Source organism: Lysobacter lycopersici (assembly GCF_007556775.1).
Taxonomy (GTDB): domain Bacteria; phylum Pseudomonadota; class Gammaproteobacteria; order Xanthomonadales; family Xanthomonadaceae; genus Pseudoluteimonas; species Pseudoluteimonas lycopersici.
The window spans coordinates 437,984-454,651 of record NZ_CP041742.1 but is presented as its reverse complement, the minus strand read 5'-3'; the positions used below and the strand labels follow the sequence as shown (position 1 = coordinate 454,651).

The 16,668-nt window shown below is 67.0% G+C and carries 16 protein-coding genes; 14 read left to right on the top strand and 2 right to left on the bottom strand.

Annotated features, from left to right (window positions below; genetic code table 11):
• Positions 1-91: 91 nt before the first annotated feature.
• From purB to pilH, 12 genes are all read left to right on the top strand, one after another.
• Positions 92-1,456 (top strand): adenylosuccinate lyase, encoded by a 1,365-nt coding sequence (purB, locus tag FNZ56_RS02385; protein WP_143878316.1) that lies wholly within the window; start codon positions 92-94, stop codon positions 1,454-1,456.
• Positions 1,457-2,389 carry a subclass B3 metallo-beta-lactamase gene (bla, locus tag FNZ56_RS02380; RefSeq protein WP_143878315.1) on the top strand — a complete coding sequence of 311 codons (933 nt, stop codon included), beginning with the start codon at positions 1,457-1,459 and terminating at the stop codon, positions 2,387-2,389.
• Positions 2,386-3,573 (top strand): cupin domain-containing protein, encoded by a 1,188-nt coding sequence (locus FNZ56_RS02375; protein ID WP_143878314.1) that lies wholly within the window; start codon positions 2,386-2,388, stop codon positions 3,571-3,573. Before bla ends, FNZ56_RS02375 begins: the two co-directional genes overlap by 4 nt.
• The gene (locus FNZ56_RS02370; RefSeq protein ID WP_246064664.1) at positions 3,570-4,484 is read left to right on the top strand and encodes a GNAT family N-acetyltransferase; all 915 of its coding nucleotides are present in this window, start codon (positions 3,570-3,572) and stop codon (positions 4,482-4,484) included. Before FNZ56_RS02375 ends, FNZ56_RS02370 begins: the two co-directional genes overlap by 4 nt.
• Positions 4,485-4,627: 143 nt before the next feature.
• The gene (locus FNZ56_RS02365) at positions 4,628-7,456 is read left to right on the top strand and encodes a 2-oxoglutarate dehydrogenase E1 component (RefSeq protein ID WP_143878312.1); all 2,829 of its coding nucleotides are present in this window, start codon (positions 4,628-4,630) and stop codon (positions 7,454-7,456) included.
• A 24-nt stretch (positions 7,457-7,480) separates the two neighbouring features.
• Entirely contained in the window at positions 7,481-8,695 is a 1,215-nt protein-coding gene (sucB, locus tag FNZ56_RS02360; protein WP_143878311.1) for a dihydrolipoyllysine-residue succinyltransferase, read from the top strand.
• 48 nt (positions 8,696-8,743) lie between these two features.
• Positions 8,744-10,171 (top strand): dihydrolipoyl dehydrogenase, encoded by a 1,428-nt coding sequence (gene lpdA, locus FNZ56_RS02355; RefSeq protein ID WP_143878310.1) that lies wholly within the window; start codon positions 8,744-8,746, stop codon positions 10,169-10,171.
• An 89-nt stretch (positions 10,172-10,260) separates the two neighbouring features.
• The gene (locus tag FNZ56_RS02350) at positions 10,261-11,352 is read left to right on the top strand and encodes a calcium:proton antiporter (RefSeq protein WP_143878309.1); all 1,092 of its coding nucleotides are present in this window, start codon (positions 10,261-10,263) and stop codon (positions 11,350-11,352) included.
• Positions 11,353-11,372: 20 nt separating this feature from the next.
• Entirely contained in the window at positions 11,373-11,966 is a 594-nt protein-coding gene (locus tag FNZ56_RS02345; protein WP_143878308.1) for an LOG family protein, read from the top strand.
• A gap of 138 nt (positions 11,967-12,104) precedes the next feature.
• Positions 12,105-12,398 carry a GIY-YIG nuclease family protein gene (locus FNZ56_RS02340; RefSeq protein ID WP_143878307.1) on the top strand — a complete coding sequence of 98 codons (294 nt, stop codon included), beginning with the start codon at positions 12,105-12,107 and terminating at the stop codon, positions 12,396-12,398.
• 66 nt (positions 12,399-12,464) lie between these two features.
• The gene (locus FNZ56_RS02335; protein ID WP_143878306.1) at positions 12,465-13,460 is read left to right on the top strand and encodes a YhdH/YhfP family quinone oxidoreductase; all 996 of its coding nucleotides are present in this window, start codon (positions 12,465-12,467) and stop codon (positions 13,458-13,460) included.
• Between the two features lie 66 nt (positions 13,461-13,526).
• On the top strand, positions 13,527-13,907 hold the full coding sequence (gene pilH / locus FNZ56_RS02330; protein WP_143878305.1) for a twitching motility response regulator PilH: 381 nt from the start codon (positions 13,527-13,529) through the stop codon (positions 13,905-13,907).
• Here pilH and FNZ56_RS02325 read toward each other — a convergent pair.
• Positions 13,904-14,815, bottom strand: a complete 912-nt coding sequence (locus FNZ56_RS02325; RefSeq protein WP_143878304.1) for a DnaJ C-terminal domain-containing protein — start codon at positions 14,813-14,815, stop codon at positions 13,904-13,906. The two genes, pilH and FNZ56_RS02325, sit on opposite strands and share 4 nt — an antisense overlap.
• A gap of 92 nt (positions 14,816-14,907) precedes the next feature.
• Complete coding sequence (locus FNZ56_RS02320; protein WP_143878303.1) at positions 14,908-15,378, bottom strand: Hsp20/alpha crystallin family protein; 471 nt, start codon at positions 15,376-15,378, stop codon at positions 14,908-14,910.
• A gap of 144 nt (positions 15,379-15,522) precedes the next feature.
• Here FNZ56_RS02320 and FNZ56_RS02315 point away from each other — a divergent pair, with 144 nt between their 5' ends.
• Both FNZ56_RS02315 and FNZ56_RS02310 read left to right on the top strand, forming a co-directional pair.
• Entirely contained in the window at positions 15,523-16,002 is a 480-nt protein-coding gene (locus tag FNZ56_RS02315; RefSeq protein ID WP_143878302.1) for a peroxiredoxin, read from the top strand.
• A gap of 44 nt (positions 16,003-16,046) precedes the next feature.
• The gene (locus FNZ56_RS02310; RefSeq protein WP_143878301.1) at positions 16,047-16,634 is read left to right on the top strand and encodes a ferritin-like domain-containing protein; all 588 of its coding nucleotides are present in this window, start codon (positions 16,047-16,049) and stop codon (positions 16,632-16,634) included.
• Positions 16,635-16,668 lie beyond the last annotated feature (34 nt).

Below are 16,668 nucleotides of genomic sequence, written 5' to 3'. Positions count from 1 at the left end.
ACACTGGATTCCCGCTTTCGTGGGAATGACGGGCAAAAGCATACGCCCGCGACGGTTTAGAATTGCGCCTCGCCCCCGCCGACGCCGCGCCATGACCGACGCCCTCACCGCCCTGTCCCCGCTCGATGGCCGCTACGCGGGCAAGGTCGACGCGCTGCGCCCGATCTTCTCCGAATCCGGCCTGATCCGGGCGCGGGTCAAGGTCGAAGTCGAATGGCTGCTGGCGCTGGCCGCCGACACCAGCATCGTCGAACTCAAGCCCTTCCCCGAAGCCGCCGTCGCACGCCTGCGCGCGCTGGCCGATGGCTTCTCGCTCGAGGACGCGGCGCGGGTCAAGGCGATCGAGTCGACCACCAACCACGACGTCAAGGCAGTCGAATACCTGATCAAGGAAAAGCTGGCGAACGACGCCGAGCTCGGCCCGGCGCTGGAATTCGTGCACTTCGCCTGCACCAGCGAGGACATCAACAACCTCAGCTACGCGCTGATGTTGTCCGAAGCACGGCACGCGGTATTGCTGCCCAAGCTCGACGCGCTGATCGACAAGCTGCGCACGCTCGCGCACGAACACGCCGCGCTGCCGATGCTCTCGCGCACTCACGGCCAGACCGCCTCGCCCACGACCGTCGGCAAGGAACTCGCCAACGTCGTCGCCCGCCTGCGCCGCCAGCGCGAGGTGCTGGCCGCACTGCCGATACCGGGCAAAATCAACGGCGCGGTCGGCAACTACAACGCGCATGTCGCCGCCTATCCGGACGTGGACTGGAACGCGTTCTCGAAGCGTTTCGTCGAATCGCTGGGCCTGGACTGGCAGGCGCACACGACGCAGATCGAACCGCACGACGGCGTCGCCGAACTGTGCGATGCCTGCAAGCGCATCGACACCATCGCGATCGACCTGTGCCGCGACGTCTGGGGCTACATCTCGCAGGGTTACTTCAGGCAGGCGGTGAAAGCCGGCGAAGTCGGCAGTTCGACCATGCCGCACAAGGTCAATCCCATCGATTTCGAGAACGCGGAAGGCAATTTCGGCATCGCCAGCGCGCTGTTCGAACATTTCGCGGCGAAGTTGCCGATCAGCCGCTGGCAGCGCGACCTCACCGATTCCACCGTGCTGCGCGCGCTCGGCACCGCCTTCGGCCATATGCTGATCGGCTTCGATTCGCTGCAGAAAGGCCTCGGCAAGTTGAGCGCGAATCCGGAACGCCTCGCCGCCGACCTCGATGCAGCGTGGGAAGTGCTGGCCGAGGCGGTGCAGACGGTGATGCGCCGCCACGGCCTGCCGAATCCCTACGAACAGCTCAAGGCGCTGACCCGCGGCCACGGCATCACCGAAGCGTCGATGCGCGAATTCATCACGACACTCGATCTTCCCGCCGATGCGAAACAGCGCCTGCTCGACATGACGCCGGCGAGCTACACCGGCCTGGCGGAAAAACTCGCGCGGGAGATTTGAGTGCGTGCGGCCATCGCCATCGCGTTCGTTGCCGCGCTCGCGTCCGCCAGCTGCACGACGCCACGACACGCCGAAACAGCCGCGGAAGCCGTCGTCCCCTCGACGGGTGCATCACTGCCGGCTCCAAATCGTTGCGCCGACGATGCGGGCTGGGACGATCCCGCGATCCCGCGCCACGTCTACGGCAACACCTGGTATGTCGGCTCCTGCGGCATCAGCGCGTTGCTGGTCGTTTCGCCGCAGGGTTCGGTGCTGATCGACGGCACCACGGCGGCATCGGCACCCGCGGTCGAACGCAGCATCGAAGCGCTGGGCGTTCCCTTGCATGACGTGCGTTACATCCTCGGCTCGCACGAGCATTCCGACCATGCCGGAGGCATTGCACAACTGCAGCGCGACACCGGCGCGACCGTATTGGCGCGCGCACCGGCCGCCTCGGTCCTCCGCCGCGGCAGCAACGACCGCAGCGATCCGCAATTCGCGGAGCTCGCTCCCGTTCCACCCGTCGCGCAGGTCGAGACCATCGACGACGGCCAGACCATCCGTGTCGGTGATGCCATCGCGCTGACCGCGCACGCCACGCCGGGCCATGCGCCCGGGGGCACCAGCTGGACCTGGACCGAATGCGAGGGCACGCGCTGCCTGCACATGGCCTACGTCGACAGCCTGACCGCGATTTCCGACGATGCGTGGCGCTTCAACGAGCACCCGGATTACGTGGCGACGTTCCGCCATACGCTCGACGTCGTCGCCGCCCTGCCTTGCGATGTCCTGATCACGCCGCATCCGGGCGCGAGTGCGCTCTGGCAACGCCTGCCGCCCGATGCCACGTTGCCGCTGGTCGATGCAGGCGCCTGCAAGGCCTATTCGGAAAACGGCAGAGCCGGACTCGATGCGCGATTGGAGAAGGAACGCGCGGGGCAAGTGCCATGATCGAAGTCCACGCGACAGCGAAGCACATGCTCGGCATGCCGCCGACAGAATTCCTGCGCGATTACTGGCAGAAGAAGCCGCTGCTGATACGCAACGCATTCCCCGGTTTCGAATCGCCGCTGCAGCCGGAAGACCTCGCCGGGCTGGCCTGCGAGGACGGCGTGCTCGCGCGCATCGTCGCGCACGACCCGAAGAAGGATTCGTGGATGCTGCGCCACGGGCCGTTCCCGGAAGACATGTTCCCGTCCATGCCGCACCACGACTGGACCTTGCTGGTGCAGGACGTGGACAAGTGGGACGCGGACGTGGGCGCACTGCTCGAACGCTTCGATTTCCTGCCGCGCTGGCGCATCGACGACGTGATGGTGTCCTTCGCCGCGCCGGGCGGTTCGGTCGGCGCGCACGTGGACCAGTACGACGTATTCCTGTTGCAGGCACAGGGCCGGCGTCGCTGGCAGATCGACGACCGGCCGAATCCGCCGGTGCATTTCCGCCTCGACGTCGAGCTGAAGCTGTTGCAGCGCTTCGAGCCGACGCACGACTGGGTGCTGGAACCGGGCGACATGCTGTACCTGCCGCCGGGCGTGCCGCACCACGGCGTCGCCGAGGATGCCTGCCTCACGTTTTCGGTTGGCATGCGCGCACCGGCGGCGGCGGAACTACTCGGCGATTTCGTCGATACGCTCGCCAGCGAAGCCGACGAATCGCTGCGCTTCGCCGATCCCGAGCTCGAACCGGCGAAGGACGCGTTCGAAATCGACGCCGCGGCGATGGAACGCGTGGTCGAGGGACTGAACAAGCTGCGCATGAACGATCCGGAACGCCTCGGCGAATGGTTCGGGCGCTTCATCACCACCTATCGCACTGCGCTGCGCCCCGGCGGCCGCGAACCGGGCGACGGGCGTTCGCGCATCGAAATCGAATGGGACCTGCAGCAGGGCGCGTATTTGCAACGCGACCCGTGGACGCGCATGGCCTGGCAGCGCGCGGGGCGCGGCGCGCGGTTGTATGTCTCGGGCGAATCGCATGCGCTGCCGTTGGCCGATGCGCGCCACATCGCGAATGCCGAATGCCTCGACGGCGGCGACTACGCGAAGCTGTCGATCACCGGCCGCGACCTGGTGCAGGACCTGTTGCAGCGCGGCCATTACGCGCTCGAATTCCCGGAGGACGCGGCGAGGTGAACGCGACCGCGCTCGGCTTCAGCGTGTCTGCGGCCGATTACGCCCGCGATGGCGCTGCGCTGCGCGCGGTGCGCGAAGCGGTGTTCGTCCGCGAACAGGGCGTGCCGCTGGAACTGGAACTCGACGCGCAGGATCCGGACTGCCTGCACGTGCTCGCCCGCGATGCGGACGGAAAGCCCATCGGCACCGGGCGTTTGACCCCGGCGCATACGCTGGGACGCATGGCGGTCTTGCCCGAATGGCGCGGACGCGGCGTCGGCGCGGCGATGCTGGCCGCACTCACCGAGCTCGCGCGCGGGCAGCGATGGAACGCCATCGAACTGCACGCGCAGGTCGATGCCATCGGTTTCTACGTTCGCAATGGCTACCTGCCAGTCGGGCCGCGCTACATGGAAGCCGGGATCGAACACCAGTCCATGCGCCGTGCCCTGGGCGGACCGAATGCGGTCGAGGACCGCGAAGCCGCCATCGCCGCGACCATCGCCATCGTCGATTCGACCCGGCGCGGCTTGCGCGCCTACAGCCGCGCGCTGGACCCGGGCCTGTTCGACGCACCACCGGTGCTCGATGCCCTGCGCCGGCTGGCCGTGCGCCGCGACGGCATCGAACTGCGCTTCCTGCTGCAGGATGCGGAAACGCCGCAGCGCGAGCAGGCGCCGCTGATCGCCCTCGCCCAGCGCCTGCCGAGCGTGCTGCTGTTCCGCGCCGTGGACGATCCGGTCGACCTCAACTACCCATCGGCGTTCGTCGCCAACGACGGCAGCGGCTACTACTTCCGCGGCCTCGGCCACCGTTTCGACGGCGAAACCGCGCTCGATGCCGGCGGCCGGGCGCGGCAGCTGCGCGAGGAATTCGACCGTACCTGGGAACGCAGCCGGCCCTGCAGCGAATACCGAGCACTGGGGCTTTAGCCGGCGAGGCCAGACCTTCGTCGATGATGCAGCGCGGCAAGCGCTGCGGCTATAATCGCGGTTCTTTCGCGTCCCCGTTTCCCGGTGGGCAAAACGCCGCCGGATCAACGGGTTGCCCATCCTTCCGAGCGCCCGCCAGCATCGTGGACAGTCTCCTCAAGCAGTTCGCCCAAACCTCGCAACTCGGGGCCAACGCCGCCTACATCGAGGATCTCTACGAGCAGTACCTGGTGGATCCCGGCAGCGTATCGCCGTCGTGGAAGGCGTATTTCGACGGGCTCAAGGGCCGCGAGGCCGGCGACGTCCCGCATTCGGTGGTGATGGAACAGGTGGCGCAGGCCGGGCGCGATGCCGGGCGCGGCGTCGCCACGGCTGCCGGCCCGGGCGACGAGCGCGATCGCGCGGTCGCGAAACTCGTGACCGCCTACCGTTCGCGTGGGCACCTCGCCGCCAACCTCGATCCGCTGGGCATGCAGGCCCGGCCGGACGCGCCCGACCTCGCCATCGGTTTCCACCGCCTGTCCGACGCCGACCTCGACCACGAATTCGGTACCGGCGGCGTCGGTGGTCGCGAGCGGATGAAGCTGCGCGACCTCGTCGCCCTGCTCAAAGCCACCTACACCGGTTCCATCGGCGCGGAATACATGCACATCGCCGACGTCGAGCAGCGGCGCTGGATGCAGGAACGGCTGGAGAATGCGGGCGGCAACTACGGCTTCGACGCCGACGCCAAGCGCCGCATCCTCGAACGCCTGACCGCGGCCGAGGGGCTGGAGCGCTACCTGCACACCAAGTACGTCGGCCAGAAGCGCTTCTCGCTGGAAGGCGGCGACGCGCTGGTGCCGCTGCTGGACGACCTCGTGCGCCGCGCCGGCGGCGACGGCGTGAAGGAAATCGTCCTGGGCATGGCCCATCGCGGCCGCCTAAACGTGCTCGTGAACACGCTGGGCAAGTCGCCGCGCAAGCTGTTCGACGAATTCGAGGGCAAGTTCGACCACGCCTACGACGATCGCGCGCACACCGGCGACGTGAAGTACCACATGGGCTTCTCCGCCGACCTCGCCACCCCCGGCGGCCCGGTGCACCTCGCCCTCGCGTTCAACCCCTCGCACCTGGAGATCGTCGACCCGGTGGTGGTCGGCAGCGTGCGTTCGCGCCAGCACCGCCGCCGCGACGACGGGCGCAAGCAGGTGTTGCCGGTGCTGCTGCACGGCGACGCCGCGTTCGCGGGCCAGGGCGTGGTGATGGAACTGTTCCAGATGTCGCAGGCGCGCGGCTTCGCCGTGGGCGGCACCGTGCACGTGGTCATCAACAACCAGATCGGCTTCACCATCAGCGACCGCCAGGACGCGCGCAGCACGCTGTACTGCACCGACGTGGCGAAGATGGTCGGCGCGCCGATCCTGCACGTGAACGGCGACGACCCGGAAGCGGTGGTGTTCTGCGCGCAGGCCGCGTTCGATTTCCGCCAGCGCTTCGGCAAGGACGTGGTGATCGACCTCGTCTGCTACCGCCGCCACGGCCACAACGAGGCCGACGAACCGGCCGCGACCCAGCCGCTGATGTACCAGGTGATCCGCGCGCACAAGACCCCGCGCGAGCTCTACGCCGACGCTTTGCTCGCGCAGGGCGTGCTTGCGGCCGACGAGGCGCAGAAGGTGGTGGACGGCTACCGCGACAAGCTCGACGCCGGCGCGGTCACCACCGAACTCGCCGATGCCAAGCCCGACGCCGAGGCGATCGACTGGTCGAAGTACCTGTCCGGCAAGCTCTCCGACGCCATCGATACCAAGGTTGCGCGCAAGAAACTGGATGCGCTGGCCAAGGCGATCAACACCATTCCCGCGGAGATCGTGCTGCATCCTCGCGTTGCCAAGATCTACGAGGACCGGCGCAAGATGGCCGCCGGCGAACTGCCGGGCGACTGGGGCTTCGCCGAGAACCTCGCCTACGCCACCCTGCTCGACGCCGGCCATCGCATGCGCCTGGTCGGCCAGGACAGCGAGCGCGGCACCTTCTTCCACCGCCACGCGGTGCTGCACGACCAGAAGACCGACACCCACTACACCCCGCTGCAGCAGTTGGTGAAGCATCCGGACGATGCCTGCATCGTCGATTCGCTGCTGAGCGAGGAAGCGGTGATGGCGTTCGAATACGGCTATTCCACCGCCGACCCGGGAACGCTCGACATCTGGGAAGCGCAGTTCGGCGACTTCGCCAACGGCGCGCAGGTGGTGATCGACCAGTTCATCAGTTCCGGCGAAGCCAAGTGGGACCGCCTGTGCGGGCTCGCGCTGTACCTGCCGCATGGCTACGAAGGCCAGGGCCCGGAGCACAGCTCCGCGCGCCTCGAACGCTTCCTGCAGTTGTGCGCGCTGGAAAACATGATCGTCTGCGTGCCGACCACCCCGGCGCAGGACTTCCACATGATCCGCCGGCAAATGCTGATGGCCACGCGCAAGCCGCTGGTGGTGATGACGCCGAAGTCGCTGCTGCGGCACAAGCTGGCGGTGTCGTCGCTGGACGAACTGGCGAACGGATCGTTCCAGTTGCTGATCCCCGATGCGCAGGCCGATGCGAAATCGGTGAAGCGCGTGGTCGCCTGTTCCGGCAAGGTCTACTACGACCTGCTGGAGGAGGCGCAGAAGCAGAAGCTCACCGACGTCGCCATCCTCCGCGTCGAACAGCTGTACCCGTTCCCGCGCAAGGAGCTGGCGGCGGAACTGAAGAAGTACGCCAAGGCCACCGACGTGGTCTGGTGCCAGGAAGAGCCGCAGAACCAGGGCGCGTGGTACCAGATCCAGCACCACCTCAACGCCTGCCTGCAGCCGAAGCAGTCGCTGCACTACGCGGGCCGCCCGCGTTCGCCCTCGCCCGCCGTCGGCCATTTCAACGACCACGTCGCCGAACAGCAGCAGCTGGTCGCCGACGCGTTGGTGAACCCGCCCAGCGGCCACATTTCGCACGAATAACCCCGCATTCCGCAGAGAAACCCCATGGCCACCGACATCAAAGTCCCGGTTCTCCCCGAATCCGTTTCTGACGCCACCATCGCCAGCTGGCACAAGAAGGTCGGCGACGCGGTCAAGCGCGACGAGAACCTGGTCGACCTCGAAACCGACAAGGTCGTGCTCGAAGTGCCCTCGCCGGCCGATGGCGTGGTGAAGGAAATCAAGTTCGCCGAAGGCGCCACCGTCACCAGCCAGCAGGTGATCGCGGTGATCGAGGAAGGCGCGGTCGCCGCCGCGGCTCCGGCTGCTCCCGCCCCCGAAGCGCCCAAGGCAGCGGCCCCGGCTCCGGCTGCCGCAGCGCCGACAACCACCAGCGCGCCGGTCGCGGCCAAGTCCGCTCCTACAAGTGCAGGCGCGCTCCCGCCGGGCGCCGCGTTCTACGCCGCGTCGAACAAGGTCGATCCGGCCGACGTCGCCGGCACCGGCCGCCACGGCGCGGTGACCAAGGAAGACCTCGTCAACTACGCCAGCGGCAAGACCCCGGGCGTGTCCGGCGGCGCGCGTCCGGAAGAGCGCGTGCCGATGACGCGCATGCGCGCGCGCATCGCCGAGCGCCTGATGCAGTCGAAGAACAGCATCGCGATGCTGACCTCGTTCAACGAGGTCAACCTCGGCAAGGTCATGTCAATGCGCAAGGAGTTGCAGGACGACTTCGTGAAGGCCAACGGCATCAAGCTCGGCTTCATGAGCTTCTTCGCCAAGGCCGCCGCGAACGCGTTGCAGCGCCACCCGGCGGTCAACGCCTCGGTCGACGGCAACGACGTCATCTACCACGGCTACGCAGACATCAGCATCGCTGTCTCGACCGACAAGGGCCTGGTCACGCCAGTGCTGCGCAACGTCGAGCGCATGTCCTTCGCCGACATCGAGAAGGGCATCGACGCCTATGCGAAGGCCGCGCGCGAAGGCGGGCTCAAGCTCGAGGACCTGCAGGGCGGCACGTTCACCATCACCAACGGCGGCACCTTCGGTTCGCTGATGTCTACGCCGATCGTCAACCCGCCGCAGAGCGCCATCCTCGGCATGCACGCGATCAAGGACCGCGCCATCGTCGAAAACGGCCAGGTGATCGCCGCGCCGATGATGTACATCGCGCTCAGCTACGACCACCGCATCATCGACGGCAAGGACGCGGTGCTGTTCCTGGTCGACATCAAGAACCAGCTCGAGAACCCGAGCCGCATGCTGCTGGGCATGTGATCCGCAGGTTCAAATCCTGCCCCCGCTACCACTTCACGGATTCCAGAGATGGCTGACCAACAACAATTCGACGTCGTCGTGATCGGTGGCGGCCCGGCCGGCTACCACGCCGCGATCCGCGCCGCGCAGCTCGGCCTCAAGACCGCCTGCGTCGACGCCGCGCTGGGCAAGGACGGCAAGCCGGCGCTCGGCGGCACCTGCCTGCGCGTGGGCTGCATCCCGTCCAAGGCGCTTCTCGATTCCAGCCGCCAGTTCTGGAACATGGGCCACATCTTCGACCAGCACGGCATCAGCTTCGACAAGCCGAAGATCGATGTCGGCAAGATGGTCGCGCGCAAGGACGCCATCGTGAAGCAGTTCACCGGCGGCATCGCCGCGCTGTTCAAGGCCAACAAGGTGACTGCGTTCTACGGCTGGGCGCAGCTGCAGCCGGGCAACATCGTCAAGGTCAAGCAGCACGACGGTTCCGAAGTCGAGCTCAAGGGCACCAACGTCATCCTCGCCGCCGGCTCGGATTCGATCGAACTGCCGTTCGCGAAGTTCGGCGAGCACATCGTCGACAACGTCGGTGCGCTGGATTTCGACAAGGTGCCCAAGCGCCTCGGCGTGATCGGCGCCGGCGTGATCGGCCTCGAACTCGGCAGCGTGTGGAACCGCCTCGGTTCGCAGGTCACCGTGCTCGAAGGCCTGCCGAACTTTCTCGCCGCTGCGGACACCGAAGTGGCGAAGGTCGCCGCGCGCGAGTTCAAGAAGCAGGGCCTCGACATCAAGCTCGGCTGCAAGGTCACGAATACCGAGGTGAAGAAGGACGGCGTGCACGTCTTCTACACCGACGACAAGGGCGAACAGGAAATCGTGGTCGACAAGCTGCTGGTCTGCGTCGGCCGCCGCGCCGCGACGAAGAATCTCCTCGCCGACGGCACCGGCGTGAAGCTGGACCAGCGCGGCATGATCGAAGTCGACGACCACTGCCACACCGGCGTCGATGGCGTCTGGGCGGTCGGCGACTGCGTGCGCGGTCCGATGCTCGCGCACAAGGGCTTCGAGGAAGGCATCGAAGTCGCCGAACTCATCGCCGGCCTGCCCGGCCACGTGAACTACGACACCATTCCCAACGTCATCTACACCGAGCCGGAAATCGCCTGGGTCGGCAAGACCGAGGAGCAGCTGAAAGCCGACGGCATCGCCTACAAGGCCGGCAGCTTCCCGTTCGCGGCGGTCGGTCGCGCGGTGGCGATGGCGGAACCGGCGGGCTTCGTGAAGGTGCTGGCCGACGCGGAAACCGATCGCATCCTCGGCATGCACCTGGTCGGCGCCAACGTGTCCGAACTGGTGCACGAGGGCGTGATCTCGATGGAATTCAACGGCAGCGCCGACGACCTCGCCCGCATCTGCCACGCGCACCCCTCGCTGTCCGAAGCCGTGCACGACGCGGCGATGGCCGTCGCCAAGCGTGCGATCCACAAGGCGAACTGACGCCCGCCGACGATTCACGAAACGGCGCCCACGGGCGCCGTTTTCGTTTGGTTGAACGGCCCACAACCCGTTTCCGGCATACTCGCCGCATGGGCGATGCGACGCACCACAACCCGCGCTGGACCTGGATCGCGCCGATCCTCGGCGCCATCGTGCTGGCCCTGGCTTTCGCCACGCCGGCGCTGCCGGGCTTGACGCTGCTCCTGGTCGTTGGCCTGTTCGCCAGCGTGATCGCCGCCGTGCACCATGCGGAAGTCGTCGCGCACAAGGTCGGCGAGCCGTTCGGCACCATCGTGCTCGCCTTGGCCGTCACCGCGATCGAGGTCGCGCTGATCGTGACCATGATGCTGGCTGGCGGCGAATCGGCATCCGGCCTGCCGCGCGACACCGTGTTCGCCGCGGTCATGCTCATCCTCAACGGCATCATCGGCATGAGCCTGGTCGCCGGCAGCCGCCGGCATTCGATCCAGCGTTACCGCGTCGACGGCGTCACCGCCGCGCTCGCGACCTTGACCGCGATCGTGGTACTGACCCTGGTGCTGCCGAACTACACGATCACCGCGCCGGGTCCGATCTATACGCCATCGCAACTGGTATTCATCTCGGTGGTGACGCTGGTGCTGTTCGCCTCCTTCACCGCGTTCCAGACCGGGCGCCATCGCGAATATTTCCTTCCGGTCGACGATGGCGATGCTGCGACCGAGGATGTCGCCCCGCGACCGAGCGTCCGCGTCACGCTGGCCAGCCTTGCGCTGCTCTTGCTCAGCCTAGTCGTGGTGGTGCTTTCCGCCAAGAAGCTCGCGCCGACGATGGAAGCCGCGCTGGTCGCCGCCGGCGCGCCACAGGCTGTCGCGGGCATCGTCATCGCGGCCATCGTGCTGCTGCCGGAAGGCGTCGCCGCCGTTCGCGCCGCGATCAACAACCGCGTGCAGACCAGCCTCAACCTCGCGCTCGGTTCCGCGATCGCCAGCATCGGCCTCACCATCCCGGCGGTGTCGCTGGTCGCGGTGATCATGGACTGGCCGCTGGCGCTCGGACTCGACACCATCTCGACCGTGCTGCTGTTCCTGTCGCTGTTCGTCGCCTCGATTTCGCTGCGCACCGGGCGCACCAACATCCAGATCGGCATCGTGCACGCGGTGTTGCTGGGGACCTATTTGTTCCTCAGCTTCGTGCCCTGAAGCGCGGGCATAATGGCGCGATGAAATCGATCTGCGTCTACTGCGGTTCCAACGCCGGCGGCGATCCCGCCTACGCCGCGCAGGCGAAGACGCTCGGCACGCGCCTTGCCGCGGAAAAACTCGCGCTGGTCTATGGCGGCGGCAACGTCGGGCTGATGGGCATCGTCGCCGATGCGGTGTTGGCGAACGGCGGCGAAGTCGTCGGCGTGATCCCGCAGCAACTGGTCGATTGGGAAGTCGCGCACAAGGGCGTGACGCGGCTGGAAGTGGTCGATTCCATGCACACGCGCAAGGCGCGGATGTTTGACCTGTCCGACGGATTCGTCGCCCTGCCCGGCGGCTTCGGCACGCTCGACGAGATGTTCGAGATGCTGACCTGGCGCCAACTCGGACTCGGCGACAAGCCCTGTGCCTTCCTCGACGTGAACGGCTTCTGGCAACCGCTGATGGCGATGCTCGACACGATGGTGCGCGAGCGTTTCCTGCACGCCGACCAGCGCCACGACCTCTGGCACGGCGACGACATCGACGCGTTGCTCGCGTGGATGCGCGGCTACGTGCCGGCTCAGGCGGACAAGTGGCTGGATGGCAAGCGGCGCGGGGATCTGCGCTAGGAAAGTTCCCGCCAATCCCGGGGTTCTTACCGATGGGCACTGGCATGTTCTTCCCATCGCAATGCGAATGGATGCCGTGTTCCATGAGAACCCGTTCACTCGTCATCCCGGCGCAAGCCGGGACCCAGTTTCGGTTCGATGAAACTACCGTGCACCTACATCCTCGCCAGCAGATGGCACGGCACCTTGTATACCGGCGTGACCTCCGATCTGGTCAAGCGCGTCTGGGAACACAAACACGATGTCGCCGGTGGGTTCACGAGGAAATACCGTGTCCATGACCTTGTCTGGTTCGAGCGACACGCCACAATGGAGTTGGCGATCGCGCGCGAGAAGGCGATCAAGGAATGGAGGCGCGCCTGGAAGGTCGAGCTGATCGAAACAGCAAATCCCAAGTGGGTCGATCTTTATCCGGATATCATCGATCGTTGAACGAAGGGCTGGGTCCCGGCTTGCGCCGGGATGACGAATGCCCAACGGATCCCGAGCGATAGTGCAATGACCATCCCCACCAGCTTCCGCGCCTTCCGCATCCACGACGACGCCGCCGGCTACCGCAGCGGCATCGAAACGATATCGCTTGGCGATCTCAATCCCGGCGAAGTCGTGGTCAAGACCGCGTATTCCTCGGTCAACTACAAGGACGCGCTCGCCGGCACCGGCCAGGGCAAGATCCTGCGCAGTTTCCCGCTGGTCGGCGGGATAGATATAGCCGGCCACGTCGTGCAATCGAGCGACCCGAAATTCCGCGAAGGCGACGCGGTGCTGGTCACCGGCAGCGGTTTGTCGGAAACGCGCGACGGTGGTTATGCGGAAGTCGCGCGCCTCGACGCCAAGTGGGTGATTCCGCTGCCCGCCGGCTTGTCGCTGCGCGAATCCATGATCCTCGGCACCGCCGGCTTCACCGCCGCACTCGCGTTGTTGCGCATGACCGAGAACCGGCAAACGCCCGACCTCGGCTCGCTCGCGGTCACCGGCGCGACCGGTGGCGTCGGTTCGCTCGCGGTCGCGATCTTCCGCAAGGCCGGTTTCGACGTGCACGCGATCAGCGGCAAGCCGGGGCACGCGGATTACCTGAAATCGCTCGGTGCGAGCGAAGTGCTGGGCCGTGACGCGCTTTCAACCACGCGGCCGATGGAATCGGTGCGCTTCGGCGGCGGGCTCGACAACGTCGGCGGCGCGATGCTTTCGAGCCTGCTCGCGCAAACCGCGCCCTACGGCAACGTCGCCAGTGCCGGGCTCGCGGCATCGCCCGAGCTGCAGGCGACGGTCATGCCCTTCATCATCCGCGGCGTGTCGCTGCTCGGCGTGGCTTCGGCCGGCACCGCGCGCGACATCCGCGAGGAAGTGTGGCGGCGCCTCGCCGGCGACTGGAAACCCGCCAACCTCGACGCGATCTGCACCCGCGAAACCGGCCTCGACGGCCTGCCGGGCGTATTCGCGAACATGCTCGCAGGCGGTTCGCTGGGACGCACGCTGGTCGCGATTGGCTGAGACTTGGCTGAGGCTTGCGGCCCCGCGCGCGGCGGCTACAATCCGGTCGAATACACGGGGAATCCAATGGCTCGCATCCTCATCGTCGACGACTCACCTTCGCAGGTCATGGGCATCTCCCGCATCGTCGAAAAACTCGGCCACGTGCCGCTCACCGCCGAGGATGGCGCCGCCGGGGTGGAAGCCGCCAAGCGCGAGCTCCCCGACCTGATCCTGATGGACGTGGTGATGCCGAACCTCAACGGCTTCCAGGCCACGCGTTCGATCACCCGCGAAGCCACGACCAGGCACATCCCGGTGATCCTCGTGACCACCAAGGACCAGGACACCGACCGCGTCTGGGGCATGCGCCAGGGCGCGAAGGCCTACCTCGCCAAGCCCTTCGGCGAGGACGAGCTCGCCGAACTCATCGCGAAGTACCTCTCCGGCGGACCGGCCGCCGCCTAGGCGCGCCGCCAATCGTCGCCGAAGGCATCGCGCAGGCCGCGATACGCCTCGCGTTCGGCCTCGCTGTTCGCCTTCGGCGCGAGGATTTCCAGTTCCACGATCTGGTCGCCCGGCGTCGCGCCGGGAAGTCCGCGCCCGCGCAGGCGCAGCTTGCGCCCCGACTCCGAATCCGGCGGCACGCGCAGCTCGACCGAACCGCCCAGCGTGGGCACGGTCACGGTCGCGCCCAGCGCGGCTTCCCACGGCGCCACCGGCAGGCTGTAGAGGATGTTGCGGCCGTCGACCTCGAACTGCGGATGCGCGGCGTATTCGATTTCCAGCAACAGGTCGCCGTGCGCGCCCTGCCCCGCGAGCCGGATCGCCTGTCCCGGGCGGATGCCCTTGGGCACGCGCACATCCAGCGACTTGCCGTTGATGCCGATGCGGATGCTGCCGCCGTCGTAGACCGCCTCCAGCGGCACCGCGAGCCTGGCACGCGTCGTTCCGTCTTGGGGCCGGCCTTGCGATTGCGGCCGCGCACCACCCTGGCCTTGCTGGCGGAAACCACCGCGGCCGAACAGCGATTCGAAGAAATCGCTGAAGCCGCCGCCATCGCCACCGGCGCCGCGGGCGAAGATCTCGTCGAAATCGAAATCCCCGTGCGGTCCACCGCCGAAACCACCGGGAGGCGGCACTTCATCGCCGGGCCGGTAACCGCCGGAACGCAACTGGTCGTAGGCGGCGCGCTTCTGCGGATCGCGCAGCGCTTCGTAGGCCTCGTTCACCGCCTTGAACTTTTCCTCGGCGCCGGCTTCCTTGCTGACGTCGGGATGGAACTTGCGCGCGAGCCGGCGGTAGGCGGTCTTGATCTCGGCCTCGCCCGCGTTCGCTTCGACGCCGAGGATCTGGTAGTAATCCTTGAATTGCATGATGTCCCCGCGAAAATGCCGGCCCGCGGGTGCCGCGGGCCGGTCAGGTTAGCAAGAACGTTCGCCCGCGCACGTGCGGCAGACGCGCGCGCTTACTGGCGGGTCGCCTCGCCACCCACCTGGATGCGGCGCGGCTTGGTCTCCGGGCGCTTGGGGATGGAGATTTCCAGCACCCCGTGGCGGCCGGTTGCGGTGATGCCCTCGGGATCGGCGCTGTCGGGCAGCGCGAAGCGACGGTGGAAGTTTCCGTAGCGACGCTCCACCCGCGAGTAGCGCTCGGTCTGCTCGCTCGATTCGCTCCTGCGTTCGCCCTTGATGGCGAGGATGCCCTTGTCCATGAGGATTTCGACGTCCTGCGGGTCGATGCCCGGCAGGTCGGCATAGATCACGAAGCGTTCGGCTTCTTCCTTGATGTCGACCATGGGCGCCCAGTGGCTGGTCACGACCGACGACTCGTCCTGGTTCTCGCCGGCCTGGAAAAAGCGGTCGAACACCTGCTTGATCTCGTCCTGGAGCATGGTCTGCCCGGGCCATTGCTGCTGGTAACGCACGATGTTGCGCATGATGGGGGTCCTCCGTTGCGTGTAGCGGCGGCGCCACGGCCGCCATGCCCCCCATGTAAGCGCTCGATCGGGACTTTCAAGGGCGCCTTGACGCCGCCTTACCGTGGCCCGGGCCTAGACTGGGCGACTGCCGAGGAGAACCGAATGCCCATCCAGCCAGGCGACAAGCTCCCCGTCGCGCCGATCAAGCGCGTGGGCCAGGGCGGTTTCGAAGACACCGATACCGGCACGCTGTTCGCCGGACGCGACGTGGTGCTGTTCGCGGTGCCCGGCGCGTTCACGCCGACCTGTTCCGAACGCCATTTGCCCGGTTTCGTCGCGAACTACCAGGCCTTCCGCGACAAGGGCATCGATGTCGCCTGCATGTCGGTCAACGACGCGTTCGTGATGCAGGCCTGGGGACAGATGCAGCAGGTGCCGGACGGATTGTGGATGCTGTCCGACGGCAATGCCGATTTCACCCGCGCGCTCGGCCTGGAAATGGATGCCAGCGGCTACGGCATGGGCACGCGCAGCAAGCGCTTCGCGCTGCACGCGGTCGATGGCGTGGTGAAGCAGCTCTTCGTCGAGGCGCCGGGCGAGTTCCGCGTGTCCTCGGCCGAACACGTGCTCGAACAGCTCTGACGTTCGTCCCGATCCCGACCAACCCCAGCCACGCCGAGGCCCCAATGCCCAAGCCAGCCAAGAAGCCAGCGAAAGCGCCGTCCGCCGCCAAGCCGTCGACGCCAACGCTCACCGACACCAAGACCCTGCGCGCCCGCGCGCGCAAGAGCGTGGACGACGGCGCCATCACGTCCAGCTACACCGCCGACCGCAAGCAGGTCATCCACCTGCTCAACGAGGCGCTGGCCACCGAGTGGGTGTGCGTGCTGCGCTACTACCGCCACTACTACAGCGCCAAGGGCATGCTCGTCGACGCGGTGAAGGGCGAGTTCCTCGAACACGCGCAGCAGGAAATGGAACATGCCGGCATGCTGTCCGAACGCATCGTGCAGCTCGGCGGCGAACCCGACCTGAACCCGGACACGCTCACCGCGCGCAGCCACGCCGAATACAAGGAAGGCAAGGACCTGCGCGACATGGTCCGAGAGAACCTCGTCGCCGAACGCATCGCGATCGACAGCTATCGCGAGATGATCAACTACATTGGCGACCGCGATACCACGACCAAGCGCATCCTCGAGCACATCCTCGCGCAGGAAGAGGAACACGCCGACGACATGGCCGACCTGCTGGATGGATGGATCGGCAAGTAAGCCGGCACGGCGACAAGAAAAAGGCGGCCATTAG

Coding starts and splice junctions, on each gene's coding strand:
- FNZ56_RS02350 (WP_143878309.1), top strand. CDS start 10,261: ATGGGCGATGCGACGCACCACAACCCGCGCTGGACCTGGATCGCGCCG.
- FNZ56_RS02325 (WP_143878304.1), bottom strand. CDS start 14,815: ATGCAATTCAAGGATTACTACCAGATCCTCGGCGTCGAAGCGAACGCG.
- FNZ56_RS02320 (WP_143878303.1), bottom strand. CDS start 15,378: ATGCGCAACATCGTGCGTTACCAGCAGCAATGGCCCGGGCAGACCATG.
- sucB (WP_143878311.1), top strand. CDS start 7,481: ATGGCCACCGACATCAAAGTCCCGGTTCTCCCCGAATCCGTTTCTGAC.
- lpdA (WP_143878310.1), top strand. CDS start 8,744: ATGGCTGACCAACAACAATTCGACGTCGTCGTGATCGGTGGCGGCCCG.
- pilH (WP_143878305.1), top strand. CDS start 13,527: ATGGCTCGCATCCTCATCGTCGACGACTCACCTTCGCAGGTCATGGGC.
- FNZ56_RS02340 (WP_143878307.1), top strand. CDS start 12,105: ATGAAACTACCGTGCACCTACATCCTCGCCAGCAGATGGCACGGCACC.
- FNZ56_RS02375 (WP_143878314.1), top strand. CDS start 2,386: ATGATCGAAGTCCACGCGACAGCGAAGCACATGCTCGGCATGCCGCCG.
- purB (WP_143878316.1), top strand. CDS start 92: ATGACCGACGCCCTCACCGCCCTGTCCCCGCTCGATGGCCGCTACGCG.
- FNZ56_RS02335 (WP_143878306.1), top strand. CDS start 12,465: ATGACCATCCCCACCAGCTTCCGCGCCTTCCGCATCCACGACGACGCC.
- FNZ56_RS02310 (WP_143878301.1), top strand. CDS start 16,047: ATGCCCAAGCCAGCCAAGAAGCCAGCGAAAGCGCCGTCCGCCGCCAAG.
- FNZ56_RS02345 (WP_143878308.1), top strand. CDS start 11,373: ATGAAATCGATCTGCGTCTACTGCGGTTCCAACGCCGGCGGCGATCCC.
- FNZ56_RS02315 (WP_143878302.1), top strand. CDS start 15,523: ATGCCCATCCAGCCAGGCGACAAGCTCCCCGTCGCGCCGATCAAGCGC.